This window comes from Limosilactobacillus difficilis (genome assembly GCF_947387495.1).
Lineage (GTDB): Bacteria > Bacillota > Bacilli > Lactobacillales > Lactobacillaceae > Limosilactobacillus > Limosilactobacillus difficilis.
The window spans coordinates 13627-28285 of sequence record NZ_CANDNU010000008.1 but is presented as its reverse complement, the minus strand read 5'-3'; the positions used below and the strand labels follow the sequence as shown (position 1 = coordinate 28285).

Annotated in this window: 12 protein-coding genes; 11 read left to right on the top strand and 1 reads right to left on the bottom strand. The window is 49.7% G+C overall.

Going from position 1 to position 14659, the window contains the following annotated elements; genetic code table 11:
• Positions 1–278: 278 nt before the first annotated feature.
• Positions 279–1217 (top strand): 2-dehydropantoate 2-reductase, encoded by a 939-nt coding sequence (locus QOR82_RS02780; RefSeq protein WP_283583245.1) that lies wholly within the window; start codon positions 279–281, stop codon positions 1215–1217.
• 84 nt (positions 1218–1301) lie between these two features.
• Here QOR82_RS02780 and QOR82_RS02775 read toward each other — a convergent pair whose 3' ends face one another.
• Positions 1302–2678, bottom strand: coding sequence for an NAD-dependent succinate-semialdehyde dehydrogenase (locus QOR82_RS02775; protein ID WP_283583244.1), 1377 nt, complete (start codon positions 2676–2678; stop codon positions 1302–1304).
• A gap of 213 nt (positions 2679–2891) precedes the next feature.
• On the opposite strand from QOR82_RS02775, the gene QOR82_RS02770 reads away from it, so the two are divergent.
• The 10 genes from QOR82_RS02770 (at position 2892) to QOR82_RS02725 (ending at position 14649) form a co-directional block, all read left to right on the top strand.
• Positions 2892–3644, top strand: coding sequence for an NADPH-dependent oxidoreductase (locus QOR82_RS02770; RefSeq protein ID WP_283583243.1), 753 nt, complete (start codon positions 2892–2894; stop codon positions 3642–3644).
• Positions 3645–3855: 211 nt separating this feature from the next.
• Entirely contained in the window at positions 3856–4236 is a 381-nt protein-coding gene (locus tag QOR82_RS02765) for a YSIRK-type signal peptide-containing protein (protein WP_283583274.1), read from the top strand.
• A 15-nt stretch (positions 4237–4251) separates the two neighbouring features.
• A complete protein-coding gene (locus QOR82_RS02760) occupies positions 4252–6000 on the top strand; it encodes an SEC10/PgrA surface exclusion domain-containing protein (RefSeq protein WP_283583273.1) in 1749 nt (582 codons plus the stop codon).
• Positions 6001–6074: 74 nt separating this feature from the next.
• A complete protein-coding gene (locus QOR82_RS02755) occupies positions 6075–10439 on the top strand; it encodes an SEC10/PgrA surface exclusion domain-containing protein (protein ID WP_283583242.1) in 4365 nt (1454 codons plus the stop codon).
• 323 nt (positions 10440–10762) lie between these two features.
• Positions 10763–11209: a 3-hydroxyacyl-ACP dehydratase FabZ gene (gene fabZ, locus QOR82_RS02750; RefSeq protein WP_283583241.1), complete on the top strand. Its 447-nt coding sequence runs from the start codon at positions 10763–10765 to the stop codon at positions 11207–11209.
• A 72-nt stretch (positions 11210–11281) separates the two neighbouring features.
• On the top strand, positions 11282–11722 hold the full coding sequence (locus QOR82_RS02745) for a MarR family winged helix-turn-helix transcriptional regulator (RefSeq protein ID WP_283583240.1): 441 nt from the start codon (positions 11282–11284) through the stop codon (positions 11720–11722).
• 19 nt (positions 11723–11741) lie between these two features.
• Complete coding sequence (locus QOR82_RS02740) at positions 11742–12710, top strand: beta-ketoacyl-ACP synthase III (protein ID WP_408612906.1); 969 nt, start codon at positions 11742–11744, stop codon at positions 12708–12710.
• Positions 12711–12736: 26 nt separating this feature from the next.
• Entirely contained in the window at positions 12737–12991 is a 255-nt protein-coding gene (locus tag QOR82_RS02735) for an acyl carrier protein (RefSeq protein WP_283583238.1), read from the top strand.
• Positions 12992–13924, top strand: a complete 933-nt coding sequence (locus tag QOR82_RS02730; RefSeq protein WP_283583237.1) for an ACP S-malonyltransferase — start codon at positions 12992–12994, stop codon at positions 13922–13924.
• On the top strand, positions 13915–14649 hold the full coding sequence (locus QOR82_RS02725; protein WP_283583236.1) for a 3-oxoacyl-ACP reductase family protein: 735 nt from the start codon (positions 13915–13917) through the stop codon (positions 14647–14649). Before QOR82_RS02730 ends, QOR82_RS02725 begins: the two co-directional genes overlap by 10 nt.
• Positions 14650–14659: the final 10 nt, after the last annotated feature.

The following is a 14659-nucleotide window of genomic DNA, read 5'->3' as shown; positions in this document are numbered from 1 at the left end:
AACCAAGAACTAAGTGCAGAGAGCTGACGGGTGGTGAGAGTCAGTCAAGGCGATTGGCTGTTAATCGTTCCGGAGTTACCGGCTGAAATTTAGTAAGCTTAGGTTGGCTGCCACCCATTACCCTGGCCACAGATGTTAGTTTGTGATGAAGTGGGCTACTCAGTTAGCCAAGGTAGGATGGTACCGCGTGTGAGCGTTCTTACAGTTGCAGTGATGCGACGTAAGGACGCTTTTTTTCGTCTAGATTTAAGTCCTAAAAATTTAAGGAGATGTTGAAGATGAAAGTAGCAGTAGCAGGCGTTGGTGCAATGGGGACCCGCTTCGCTTTGAAGTTAAAGCAGGCTGGCAATAATGTGACAGTGGTTGATGGTTGGCAAGAACGGGTGGCTTCCCTCAAGAAGGATGGCTTGCGAGCTAATCTAGACGGGCAAGAAGTGACGGTGAAAGTCCCAGCCTATGGACAGTGGGAAGTTCCTCGCGACCATCATTTTGACCTGGTCCTCTTCTTTACGAAGAGTATGCAGCTGGAACAGATGGTGAGAGATATGCTGCCAGCCTTTGATGACGATACCTTAGCACTATGCTTGATGAACGGGATCGGTCACGAAAAGACGCTGGAAAAATACTTGCCCAAAGAACGAGTTTTCCTGGGAAATACGATGTGGACTGCCCAAATGACACGCCCCGATCATGTTTTACTGGAAGATGACGGAACCTGTGAATTGAGCAACGTCGAGCCGGGCGAACCTCAACGGAGCCAGGCAAAGGAGTTAGTAAAGGTCTTTAAGGCGGCGGGGTTGAAACCGCGGCTGCTCGACGATCCCCGCTATTCGGTTTTCCGCAAGGGATGCGTGAACGGGACGCTTAATACTTTATGCACCCTTTTCGAGTGTAATTTGACGGAATACAGTAAGACCTCACATGCCCACGAGATGGTGGTCAAGATCGTCAAAGAATTTGCGGCGGTTGGTGCCAAGGAAGGGGTTAACTTAGATGTCGCTGAAGTGGTCGACCATGTGGAAGCCAGCTATGATGTCATCGGCGCCCACTATCCGTCAATGTATCAGGACCTCGTTAAGAACAACCGGCGGACGGAAATCGACTACATGAACGGCTATGTTTCGACTCATGGCAAAAAATATGGGGTAGCGACGCCCTATTGTGACCTGCTGACGGCAGAGGTACACACCAAAGAAGACCTACAAGGAGCCCAGTAGTAAATGATTAGCCAAAAATGCCAAAATAAAACGGCAATGAACCCGTGCAAAGTGGTCCATTGCCGTTTGTTTTTAATTTGCAGCTTAGTTTTCGGCTTCGTAAACCAGGTGATCATTGACGAAGGAGAAGAAGCCCTGCTTAGCTAATTCACGGCCGTAACCGGAATGCTTGACCCCACCGAACGGGATTTCGGGCAGGGAAGCCCAGCCGTTGTTGATCCAGGTCATCCCGGTGTCAATCTGGGCGGCTACTTTCCGTGCTTCGGGGATGTTTTCACTGAAGACGGTGCTGCCAAGACCGTAACTGGAGTCGTTGGCGATGTCGATCGCTTCGGCAACGTCATGGTACTTGTAAACCGACATTACCGGCCCGAACATTTCTTGGTCGAAGACCGGGTTGTCGCGGCTGATGTCCGTCAGAATTGTCGGCATGAAGAATTGTCCCTCCTGGTCGGTGACAGGTTGGTTGCCGTAGTAAACCTTGGCTCCATTGGCAACGGCAGTGTCGACCTGCTTTTGCAGCTTTTCCTTGGCACGTTTGGAGTTCATCGGGGCCAGGGTCGTGCTTGGGTCCATCGGATCGCCCATCTTGACGGAACTGAAGACTTTCTTAGCCCGTTTCAGGAATTCATCATAGAGCTTATCAGAAACGATGAAGCGCTTGGAAGAAGTGCAGACCTGGCCGGCGTTATAGAGCCGGGAGAAGAAGATCACTTTTTCTAGCTTGTCGATGTCGGCGTCTGGCAGGACGATGAAGGCATCGTTGCCACCGAGTTCCATCGTGTTCTTCTTTAAGTTGGTGGCCGCTTCGGTTGCGACGGACTTGCCGCCCCGTTCGGAACCAGTCAGGCAGACGCCCTGGCAGCGCTTGTCAGCGATGACGGCGGCTACTTGATCGTAAGAGATGAACATATTGGTCAGACTACCTTCCGGGGCGCCGGCTTCTTTGACCAAGTTGGCGAAAGCCTGGGCCGAGGTTGGACAGTTGGAGGCGTCCTTCAAAATCATCGGGTTACCGACCAGGAAGTTAGGGATAAAGACCCGGGCAATTTGGTAGAACGGGAAGTTCCACGGCTCAACTGCCATCAGCACACCAGTAGCCTGGTGCAGGACGTAGGCGTTGCCTGAAGTGGTGTAGACCGGAGTTGGGGCGAGAAATTCGTCAGCCTTCTTGACGTAGTAGTCACAGAAGGAGGCACAGAGTTCGACTTCACCTTCCGCCTCGCCGATCAGTTTGCCCATGTCATGGGTCATCAGGGTGGCCATCGCATGCTTCTTTTCGCGGAGCAGTTGGCCCAATCGGGTGATGATCTGTTTGCGTTCTTCTAATTCGCCGCCGTTGCGCCATTTCAGATAGAGAGCGTAACCCGCAGTCAGAGCTTTTTCAATGTCGGCGTCGCTTGCTTGTGGATATTCGTGTTCAACTTCATTGGTATATGGATTGGTAGTTTTGTAAGCCATGTTTACCTTCCCCTTTCTGCTGTTGTTAATTTTAATTGTAACCGTTCCCATCAAATTGCACAAGCAAATTAAATCGGCTGAAGCGGTCACTGTAGCCGCCAACCGTTGAGCGGCTAGGCTTGCTTGTGAAATAAAGATTTGCAATTGGTATATCTTTCGGCGGTGAGAAATTCTATAATGAAAATGTTAAGAAAATTGAGAAGGGTGATTTTTATGATTCACAATGACACAATCGATCGGCAACTCAACCACCGTACTATCCGGGCTTTTAAGGATGAACCGTTGACGAAGGACGAACTGACGACCCTTTACCAGGTGGCTAGTCAGACGCCGACGAGCAACTTTTTCCAACAATTCTCGATCATGCACGTGACTGATCCCCAGGTCCGTGCCCAAATTCGCGATATTGCTAAGCAGAAGTATGTTGGCGCGAACGGCGACCTGCTGATCTTTATCGTCGACCTCTATCGCAACCAGCAGATCCGTCAGCAGTTGGGCAATAACGACGGGCGTTTGCACACGATGGACGTCTTTATGCAGGCTGTTGAGGATACAACCCTGGCAGTCCAGAATGTCCTGGTGGCTGCCGAAAGCATGGGCCTGGGCGGGGTGATCCTTGGCTCAATCAAGAATGATCCGGTAAAGCTGATCAAGGTGCTGGGCCTGCCGAAGATGACGATGCCATGGCTCGGTTTGCAGCTTGGCCATCCGGACCAGGAGCCGCAGCTGAAGCCGCGCTTGCCGCTCGACCTGGTAGCCTTTGAAGATCACTATCCAAAGGGATTCAAGCTGGACCAGTTTAAGGATTACGACAGCCGTGTGACCCAGTATTACGATCTACGGGACACCAACAAGCGGATCGATTCCTTTACCCATCAGATCAACGGGGCTAAGCTCAACGACCAGATGAGTCAGCGCGACGACATCAACGAGGCCCTCTTTAACCAGGGGCTGGCGATGGGCTAAGTTTCTACTTAAAAAACATAACGGGATTCGGTGATTGACAGCGGATCCCGTTTTTGGTTATGCAGAAGCCCTCAACGACAATTTTGGGATTATTAAAAAATTGCCGAAATAACTATAAATAACGTTGTATAATGTTGTTGTAATTGGCAGATTTAACGCTGATAGTAGCTACTGCCAATTCTGTCAGGAATGTTGGGGAGGAGTTTAAGTGATGAAAGTCAATAATCTTAATGATACTAAACAACGTTGGTCACTGCGGAAATTGTCAGTGGGAGTATGCTCTGTCTTGCTGGGAATGGCATTGCTAGGTGCTAGTCAGACGGCTTCTGCTGACACTACGACTGTTTCACCAGCGCAAACGACGGCAGTTGCTGTTCAACCATCAGCAGCCACGAATAGTCAACAAGCGACAAACGTGCAAAATGCCATGGTGCCAAGCAACTATGCCAACTCTCTGAATGGCTACCGGCCTGGTGATGCGCAGTCACAAGCACTCCGCAATGCTTCTTACGAAGGGAAGGCCGCTAATGTTAAGGATGCCAACTTGCCAGTATCAAATGTGAAAATGTACCAGCATAATGGGGGTGCTTGACAGGTTCAGTACAACATTAAGTACCAGTCTAATTCAGCAGATCAGCAGGAAATTGTGGATCCGCAGAATTTAACGGCCACTCAAGAAGCGCAGTTGACTAACTTTGCGGCGGCGACGATTAACCAGATCCGGCAAAAGGTCCAGGCTCAACCGAACGGCACGAAGGTCAGCGCCGGCTATCTGAAGACGTCACCATATGCTACGCAAGTGGGCAGTGCAATCGTCCACTCAGCTTATGACAACTACAGCGGCGATGGTCACAATATGCAGGGAGTCGAAGCTGCGGCGAAAAGCTATGGGATCAACGCTTGGGTTGGCGAGAACATCAGCGGCGCAAGCCAGGGCCTGGAAGCTGTTCAATTAAAGCAAGGCGGCTACATCAGCAACATCACCATGGATATGCTGAAGCAGGAAGTATACGGCACCATCATCGCGATGATGTACGAAGACTACAATGGCGGTGTCGGCGCTGGTGGTCACACGACGGCTTTGCTGAACGATCCTGAATATAATGTCAATTCTTCAACCGGTGGTAACGCAATTGCTCTGGACCGGAATGGCAATGTCATCGGCAATCAATACCTGGCTTTGACGCTTGATAAGCGGAACCGGATTCACTTTGAGTTCATCAGTGATGCTGGTGCTACGACGGCCGCTAAGAATCAACTGGCCACCAATGCTGTTCAAGTGAACGGCGATGGGACAGCTGCTGCTAATAGCAATAGTGACAGCAATAATGGCGGGACCGCGACTATTGCGAATGGTTGGAAGACGGCCAACGGAAAGTGGCAATATATTGAGAATGGCGCAACTGTCAAGAATGCTTGGCGGGCAGTTCGTGGTTCCTGGTACTATTTTGACAATAATGGTGACGCTCTGACTGACTTGCAGACGGTTAATGGTCACGTCTATGATTTTGCCAAGACGAATGCCAATGCCCTGACTGGCTGGCAGAAGGTCAATGGTTCTTGGTATTACTTTGACCCAAGCAATGCCTGGGCCATCACTGGCTGGTTCAAGTCAGGCGCCGGCAACTGGTACTACTTCGGCAAGGATGGCAAAGCTGCGTCAGGGTTGCAGACGATCAATGGCCACGTCTATGATTTCGATGCCAATAATGCCTGGGCCTTGACTGGCTGGCAAAAGGTCGATGACGCATGGTATTACTTCGATAACACGAATGCTTGGGCGCTAACTGGTTGGCAGTGGATTAATGGTCACTGGTATTACTTTGCAAAAGACGGTAAGGCTGCCTCAGGTCTGCAGACGATCAACGGTCGCGTTTACGATTTTGATGCTAACAATGTTTGGGCTTTGACCAGTTGGCAAAAAGTCAACGATTCTTGGTACTACTTTGACCCAAGCAATGCCTGGGCCATCACTGGCTGGTTCAAGTCGGGTGCCGGGAATTGGTACTACTTTGGTCAAGACGGGAAGGCCGTCTCAGGTTTGCAGACGGTCAACGGTCACGTCTATGACTTCGACGCCAATAATGCTTGGGCTCAGACCGGCTGGCAAAAGGTCAATGGCGCTTGGTACTACTTTGACAACACGAATGCCTGGGCACTGACGGGCTGGCAGCGGATCAACAACCGCTGGTACTACTTCGCCAAAGACGGTAAAGCTGCGTCTGGCTTGCAAACCATCAACGGGCATACCTATTACTTTGACCCAAGCAATGCCTGGGCGGTGACGGGCGATCACACTATCAATGGCAAGACTTACCACTTTGATGCAGTAAACGCGTGGGCGACGAATGCCTAGTTAAAAAGGGCTTGGGGATGAACCAAGTCTCTTGGTTATGATGATTGAATAAGAACTATTTGGAGGAATATTTAATGAAGAGCATGTTTAATGCTAAACAACGTTGGTCATTGCGGAAATTGTCGATCGGGGTCTGCTCAGTTTTGCTGGGAATGACCATCTTAGGAGCACGGCAAACGGCGTTGGCTAATACGGCTGCTCAAAAAACTCCCGCAACGCCAACCAACAGTCAGGGGACGACTGACTCGGTCAGCGCTTCTGCGGCGTTGGACGCGGCTAAAAAGAACACGGCCAGTGCCCAGGCTAACTTGGATAGTGCGCAAACTGCGCTGACAAATGCGCAGTCATCGGCACAAAGTCAAAATACTAAAGTTAGTGCTGCCCAATCAGCATATGATACTGCCAGTCAAGCACATGATGACGCACAAAAGGCTGTTTTATCTGCTAAGGCATTAGCTGGCTCTGCTAATTCTGAAAATTTGACTAGTACTCAGAATCAAATTAAGAATCAAAAAGTCAAGATTGCTAACGATAGTGCGGATGTGACTAGGGCTTCTCAGGCAGTTGATTCTTCTACAAAGGGTGTTAAGAGTGCTTCTGATACTGTATCGTCTGCACAAGTGGCAGTTAATAACCAAAACAAAGCAGTTAGTGCTGCCCAATCTAGCCTTGAAAACGCCCAAAATATTCTGAGTGGCAGTGATACTTCATCAGCCAGCCGGGCTTTATCAGATGCGAAAGCTAAAGTACAGTCAGATCAATCCGCAGTAACGAATGCCTCAGTCGCTTTATCTGGTAAACAATCTGCCTTGTCTGCTGCTAGTGATGCCGTTAATTCTGCACAAGAAGTGGCTAATAATGCTTCAACCAACGTTACTACTGCTAAATCAGCTGTGCAAAGTGCACAATCAGCCGTTAATAATGCTAATTCAGCAGCTAGTGCGGCTCAGAGTAATGTAGCGCAAGCTTCTCATGAAGTAAGTGAAAAACAAATTGCTTATAATTCAGCTAGTGCTGCAATAGTGGGCAGCGAAGCTGATTTGACCCAGAGTGCTAGTGAGGCTTCAGAAATGGTTGCTAGTGATAATCAAGCAATCAATTCCCAGAAGGCTCAAGTAGCTTCGGCTTCTACTGTGCTGAGTGAGGCAAAATCTGCTCAAATTGTTGCTCAATCATCTGCGGATGCAGCTAGTGCAGCTTTCAGTAGCGCTTCGGAAAATGTGATGCAGCAGCAAGTAGCTTATGATAATTTGACTAATGCTACGGCAGTGCCGACATTTACGTTTACAGATGCGCAGAAGACGGCTACTCAGGAGTTCATTAAAGCGGTTAAAAATTATATTGATGCTAATAATCATTACTTCAATTCCAGTGATATTGGCACTAATGCTATCACCAAGACAGCATATGAAAATTGGCAAACTGCGATGCAAATGGTTAAAAATCCAAACGATTATTACGAAACGCAGGCTGCGATTAAACAAATAACAGGAAATTGGGTCGACACTCACACTAGTGATAAAAATGAAAAACTTGATCTCATGCATCTAAGCAGAGAACAAGTGACGGAACTATCACAATTTGCTGCAGCGGTGATCAATGAAATACGTAATAGTCTTGGAGTTAGCGGAATTGTTGGGAAAGAAGTAGTTACTCAGGGCCTTGTGGGCCTGGCACAAGAAGTTGGTGAGCAATATTCAACGCGTACAGATGAGACCAGTGGTCACTACATTTATGCGCTGAAGAAAGCCAATTATGATTATGGTTTGTATCCAACAGCTCCAACAGATGCCGATAAACAAGCAGGAGGAATCAATGACCAAGGCGAAAGCTTGGCTACTAAAATGTCTCCAAATTATACCAGCACGGAAACAATGGCGGATGCCAAAGCTGAAATCGTTGATAGCATTGTCAGCATGCTGATCAATGACGCGGGATCTAGTATGGGACATGCGGAATCAATGGTTGGAATGTACACCCTTGTTAATAGTGCTAATAACCAAGAGTACTTAGGAGCAAGCATTTCCTATCAGCATATTTCTGATTGGCCGGCACATTTAATTCATTTCATGCAATTTAATCCGTGGGACATTGAGACAAGAGTACAGAGGGCAACTTCGTCTCAGCAAACAGAAATGCTTAAAAAACAGCAGGCTAACGGGCTGAAGTCTATTATTGCTAACGACTCTTACGAATCCTCATCATCTTCACAAGAAGCTATTAAGAGGGCTAAGGACAGTTTAGACAGCGCGAAGAATGATTTGACTATTAAGCAAGCGGCTAATACAGATGCTCAAAGGATGTTGGTAACAGCTAAAAAAAACATGGAAGTCGCGCAAAGCAATTATGATAATGCTAATGATGATCTTAGCAGACTTCAGGATCAGTTGACGACAGACAGTGCTACAAAGCAGACTGCTGATAATAATTTAGCTAATTACCACGCAGCGCAAAGCGCTCTCTCAAGTGCACAAATCGCACTGAATGATGCAAACGACAAGTTAAGTTCAGCCAACAATAAATTAACAGCGGCCCAGTCAGATGTTTTCGCTGCTCAAACTAACTTAGCAACTAAAAAAGATGCAGTAGCATCAGCTCAAACGCTATTTGACAATGCCCAAAAAGATCTTCAGGCGAAGAAAGTGGCAGCTGATGATGCAACTAACGCCGTTCGAATTGCTCAAAATGTATTAGATAATGCCATGGAGACTCTCCAAACTGACCGGGCAGTGGAAGAAACTGCTCAAGCCAACCTTGACAACCTAAATGTTGATCGAGCAACGAAAGAAGCTGCTGTTAAAAACGCACAAGAAGTATTAAAGACCGCGCAAACTAAGTTGACGCAGTTGACTAACGATTTGAATGACAAGCAAGAAAAATTAACCTCAGCCCAAAAGGATGAAGCTTCTAAAAAGGACACATTATCAACTGTTCAAAAGCAACTTGCTGATGACCAGACCATTTTGCGCAAGCTAATTGCTCTGTATAATAGTATGCAGCATGCTAGTGCTAACTTAACTGCTGCTCAAAGCGATCTTAAGGAAAAACAGACGGCGTTGAATGCTGCTACTGTTGCTTTGAATAAAGCCAAGAATGCTGCGAAGTCTTTACAGGATGCGGTTGATCAGGCTCAAGAACAAGTTAATGTGGCACAAACAGCATTAGACAATGCTAAAAAGGCTCAGCAACGAGCTCAAATTGCTTATGATACTACCCAAGAAACAGAAGCTAAGAAGTATGGGGATAAAGTTGTTATTAAGGACACCAACGTTACGGCTGGTGAACAGGTCCCTGATCCGATCATTGAAAATCCGACCTTTGCGATCACTCATGTGGGACGTGCTAATGCACAGTTTATGATGCTGGCAGTCGACCCATCTATTAAAATTCCGGCGGGTACCCGAGCCGCATGGTCGGATCCTGCAAAGGTTCAAAATGATGCTAAAACTGTTGGCAATTACAGCGAAAAGATACTATTAACGTTTCCGGATGGGTCTTCATATACTACGAGCAGCAAATTAAACGTTGCTCCTAAGCAGGCAACTAGTTCTGCTACCTCGGGAGCCACCAGTTCCACTGCATCCAGTGCTACTAGCTCGGCTCAAAGCTCCGCGACATCGAGTGCTCAGTCCAGCGCAACAAGTTCCACAGCATCAAGCGCCACTAGCTCGGCTCAAAGCTCTGCGGCATCTAGCGCTCAGTCTAGCGCAACGAGCTCTGCAGCATCGAGCGCAACAACTTCCACAGCTTCTAGCGCGACGAGCTCAGCTCAGAGTTCTGCAACATCAAGTGCTCAGTCCAGTGCAAGCAGCTCTGCGACATCGAGTGCCACTAGCTCGGCTCAAAGTTCTGCAGCATCCAGCGCCACTAGCTCAGCTCAAAGCTCTGCGACATCAAGTGCTCAGTCCAGTGCGACGAGCTCTGCAGCATCCAGTGCCACTAGCTCGGCTCAAAGTTCTGCAGCATCGAGCGCCACTAGCTCAGCTCAAAGCTCTGCGACATCAAGTGCTCAGTCTAGTGCGACCTCATCAGCTGTTTCTAGTGCAACTTCCTCTGCATCATCGGTTGCCGCAGACCGTACCGCTGAAATCGACGCCCTGATCAAGGAAGCTCACGACATCATTAACCAGTCTCGGGTAATGGAGATCAACAGTTTAATTAGCGATGCCAAGAACTTGCTAAATGAGGCACGGCAGCAATTAGCCGCTGGCAATGCCGCCGCTGCCCAGCAGAGTGCCCGGCAAGCCCTGGATGAACTGAACCAGGCCAAGACCCTGCAAGCCCAGCTGAATGCCGACCTGGCTGCTCAGAGCGCCCAGAGTCAGAAGCAGCTGCCACAGACTGGCAACAGCACTTCTAACGATCTTGCTCTAGCTGGTCTCGGTGCTGTGATGGCAACGGCAACGCTCGGCTTGGCAGCTAAGAAGCGTCACGAATAATCTGTAAGAAAACTAAATAATTTCTCCTAATCAAAGGTCCAGACCATTTTGAAAAAATTCAAAACGGTTTGGGCCTTTTTCGTACCCTCAAGAGCAGTAGTGCTCAAAACTACTGAAAATAGTAGGTTTTCACCAATATTTTTTGTAAAATGGTTCCTCATTGCGAAACAATCAAATGTACTACAAAATTTTATTAATATTTACCCCATAAAAAGACAAAATTGCCAAAAAGTAGTTTGACAATCAAAAGACTTCTGCATATACTTTGACCATCGAATACTTTGATATTCGAAATACTTTTGAACAGAAAGTTGGTGTGATCTTTGGCATTAATGACTGCTCAGGAAGTTATGGACTTAATTCCGAATCGCTATCCCATTTGCTATATCGATTATGTCGATTCGATGGAACCGGGCGAGAGCATTGTGGCGACCAAGAATGTCACCATCAATGAGTCGTTTTTCCGGGGCCATTTTCCTGGCAATCCCGTGATGCCGGGCGTCTTGATCATTGAGACCTTGGCGCAGGCAGCATCGATTCTGATTTTGAAATCCCCGGAATTTTATAAGAAGACGGCCTACCTGGGCGCGATTCACAAGGGAAAGTTCCGGCGGATGGTCAAGCCCGGCGACGTTTTGAAGCTGCACATTAAGATGCAAAAAAAGCGCAGCCGGATGGGGATTGTTGATGCGGTAGCCACGGTTGACGACAAGAAAGTTTGCAGCGCCGAGCTGGTCTTCATCGTCGCCGACCGGAAAGCTAAAATTTAATGATTAGGATCGGCTATAATGTATTTTGATATATCAAAAATTTTGAACACTAAATAAAAAGGGGAATACATTATGGCGGATGACTATCTTAAAATCAATCGCGCACTAATCAAAGTTTACAATGGCATTTTGTGGGTGGAAGAAAAGGAGTTGCGGAAGAGCACGTTTAGTGACCTGACGATTAAAGAATTTCATGCCATCGATGCCATTACAATGTATGACCACCAGACCCTGTCGCAAGTAGCACAAAAGCTGCATCTGACGCCGGGCACCATGACAACGATGACTGACCGGCTGACGCGAAAGGGCTATGTCTACCGGAAACGCGACGAAGGTGATCGTCGGGTAATCCGCCTCTACCTGACCAATAAGGGCCGGGTTCTGTACCGGGCCCACCGCGCTTTCCACAATATGATGGTCAAAAGTTTTTTGAAGGGTATGAACAAAGAAGAACTAGGAGTCATTCATAAAGCCTTGCATAACTTGGAAGACTTCCTAGATGAACACATTTAACGATAGGGAACGATGGGTTGTGAAGAACTGGCAAATAGTAGAAACAGCGCTGGCGGTGCCCCAACGGGTAGTCACAAATGACCAACTCAGTCGGCTGATGGATACGTCGGATGAATGGATTCGGTCACGGACCGGCATAAAGCGACGCCATATCAGCCAGGGAGAAAACACGTCTGTGCTGGCAAGCAGGGTGGCACGGCAATTGCTTCGCCAGAGTGGTTGGAGTGCGGATCAGCTTGATTTAATCATTGTGGCAACCATGTCTCCGGATGCCTACACCCCTTCGACGGCAGCGATCGTTCAGGGCCAGATCGGAGCAAGCAATGCGGCCTGCTTTGACCTGTCGGCGGCCTGTTCTGGCTTTGTCTACGCCTTGACGGTGGCCGCTGGGATGTTGCAGCTGCCAGGTTATGAGCATGCCATGGTGATCGGCAGCGAAGTATTATCCAAGCTGGTCGACTGGCATGATCGCAGCACCGCCGTCCTCTTCGGCGACGGCGCCGGGGGAGTCCTGCTGGGACCGAGTCGGCAAGGGACGGTTCTGGCCCAGCAGCTGAACACCTTTGGCGAGCTGAGCGACAAGATTGTGGCCGGTCATACTATAGCGAACACGGCCTTTCCCCATCCGTTGACGGGCTTAACACCCTTTGCGATGGATGGGCGGGGGGTCTACACCTTTGCCACGCACCAAGTTCCCCGTTCGATTCGGGCAGCTGCGGAGCAGGCCGGCGTGACCTTAGACCAAATTGGTGCCTTTTTACTACACCAGGCCAACGCCCGCATTATCAAACAGGTGGCCAAACGATTGGGCCAGCCGCTGGCGAAGTTCCCGCTTAACATCGACGAATACGGCAACACTTCGGCAGCCAGCGAGGCGATTCTGCTGGCAGAATGTGCGGCCCGGGGGATTATCCACCGCGGCGACATCATCGCTCTGGCGGGTTTTGGCGGCGGCCTGACTACCGCCACGATGATTCTCAAATACTAGCTTTATTAAGAAAGAGGAGTTTAACAATGACTAAAGAACAGATTTTTAACGACGTAAAGCAGATTACGGTTGACGAACTCGACGTGGATGCTGACAAGATTACAATGGATGCCAACATTCACGATGACCTTGATGCTGATAGTCTTGACGTTTTTGAAATTATGAACGAGCTGGAAGACAAGTACGACATCGAGCTGGACAGTGACGAAACCGCCACGACGATCGCCGATGTGGTCGACCTGGTTGACCAGCAGCTCAAGGCCAAGGATGCCGCTAAGTAAATGCAATTAGGAATTTTATTCAGCGGCCAGGGGTCGCAAAAGCCAGGAATGGGATTGGATTTTATGTCTGATCCCCTTTTTTCAGAGCTAATTTCGGCCGGCAGTGAAGACAGTCATCTTGATTTGGCCGCCATCATGGCGAGCGAGCATGGCGAATTGAATAAAACCAAGAACGTGCAGCCGGCGCTGGTTGCCGTCAGCTACGGGATCTACCGGATGCTGCAGCGGGACCTGCCGAAGATGCCGGTGGCCGCGATGGCTGGCCTCTCACTGGGTGAATATGGCGCGTTGATGGCTAGCGGGGCTCTTTCCGTTGCGGAAGGACTGCCGCTCTTGGCCGACCGGGGACAATACATGCAGGACGATGCTGATCGGGTCGCCAGTGCGATGGTCGCGGTGGTCGATCCGGAGCTGTCAATCGTCAAAGAACTGCTGGCCAAGTATGACCAGGCCTGGGTAGCCAACTACAATTCGCCCCGGCAATTGGTGATCGGTGGGGTCAGCGACCAGATTCGAGCACTAGCCGCAGAGCTCAAGGACCAGCAGGCGGCCAAGCGGGTGGTGATTTTGCGGGTGAGCGGAGCTTTCCACACTCCCTTGTTTAACCAGGCGCGGGAGAAGATGCACGAACGCTTGCGGACGGTCCACTTCGCCGAACCGAAAGTGCCGGTGATTTCCAACACCCTGGTGGCGCCTTTTACGGCTGATGACCTGGTACCGGTGATGGAACGCCAGCTAGCAGTGCCGACCCATTTCGGGGAAGACCTGCAGTACATGATGGACCAGCAAGGGGTCGACGCCACTCTGGAGATCGGGCCGGGCAAGACCTTGACCCGCTTTGCCAAGCAGGTGGCCCCGGACGCGGTTCACGTGCACATCAGCAAGCTGAAAGACTACGAAAAGTATGTAAAGGAGCACCAAGCATGGAGTTAGCAGACAAAGTTGTTTTGATTACGGGCAGTTCCCGGGGAATCGGGGCGGCGACGGCGAAAGCCTTTCTGGCAGCCGGTTGCCGGGTGATCTTAAACGGGCGTCACGAGGAATTGCCAGCTGCTCTTAGCGAAGAACTCCAGCAGATCGGCGGGGATTTTCACTACCTGCCGGCTGACATGGCGCAACCCGCCGATGTTGCCCAGCTAGCCAAGCAGGCCTGGCAGCTTTACGGCCAGGTCGACATCCTCGTCAACAACGCGGGGATCACCAAGGACCAGCTGATGATCGGGATGAAAGCGGCCGCCTTTGATGATTTGCTGGCGGTTAACCTGCGGGGACCCTTTCTGTTAACCAAGGCGCTTTTGAAGAAGATGTACAAGCAACGGCGCGGCGTGATCATCAACTTGGCCAGTGTTGTCGGCTTGCACGGCAACATCGGCCAGGCAAACTACGCCGCTAGCAAGGCTGGCCTGATCGGGCTGACCAAGACGGTGGCGCGCGAAGGGGCTCTCCGGGGGATCCGCTGCAATGCGATCGCGCCGGGAATGATCGCCAGCGATATGACGAACGCCTTGTCTGAGTGCAACAAAAAGCAAATTATCAGCCAGATTCCACTGCAACGGCTGGGCCAACCGGCAGAGGTCGCCCAAACGGCAGTTTTCCTGGCCCAGAATGACTACATCACCGGCCAAACTATTGTGGTCGACGGTGGGATGACAATTTAGGAGGAATTCA

Coding starts and splice junctions, on each gene's coding strand:
- QOR82_RS02780 (WP_283583245.1), top strand. CDS start 279: ATGAAAGTAGCAGTAGCAGGCGTTGGTGCAATGGGGACCCGCTTCGCT.
- QOR82_RS02775 (WP_283583244.1), bottom strand. CDS start 2,678: ATGGCTTACAAAACTACCAATCCATATACCAATGAAGTTGAACACGAA.
- QOR82_RS02770 (WP_283583243.1), top strand. CDS start 2,892: ATGATTCACAATGACACAATCGATCGGCAACTCAACCACCGTACTATC.
- QOR82_RS02765 (WP_283583274.1), top strand. CDS start 3,856: ATGAAAGTCAATAATCTTAATGATACTAAACAACGTTGGTCACTGCGG.
- QOR82_RS02755 (WP_283583242.1), top strand. CDS start 6,075: ATGAAGAGCATGTTTAATGCTAAACAACGTTGGTCATTGCGGAAATTG.
- QOR82_RS02745 (WP_283583240.1), top strand. CDS start 11,282: ATGGCGGATGACTATCTTAAAATCAATCGCGCACTAATCAAAGTTTAC.
- QOR82_RS02735 (WP_283583238.1), top strand. CDS start 12,737: ATGACTAAAGAACAGATTTTTAACGACGTAAAGCAGATTACGGTTGAC.
- QOR82_RS02730 (WP_283583237.1), top strand. CDS start 12,992: ATGCAATTAGGAATTTTATTCAGCGGCCAGGGGTCGCAAAAGCCAGGA.
- QOR82_RS02725 (WP_283583236.1), top strand. CDS start 13,915: ATGGAGTTAGCAGACAAAGTTGTTTTGATTACGGGCAGTTCCCGGGGA.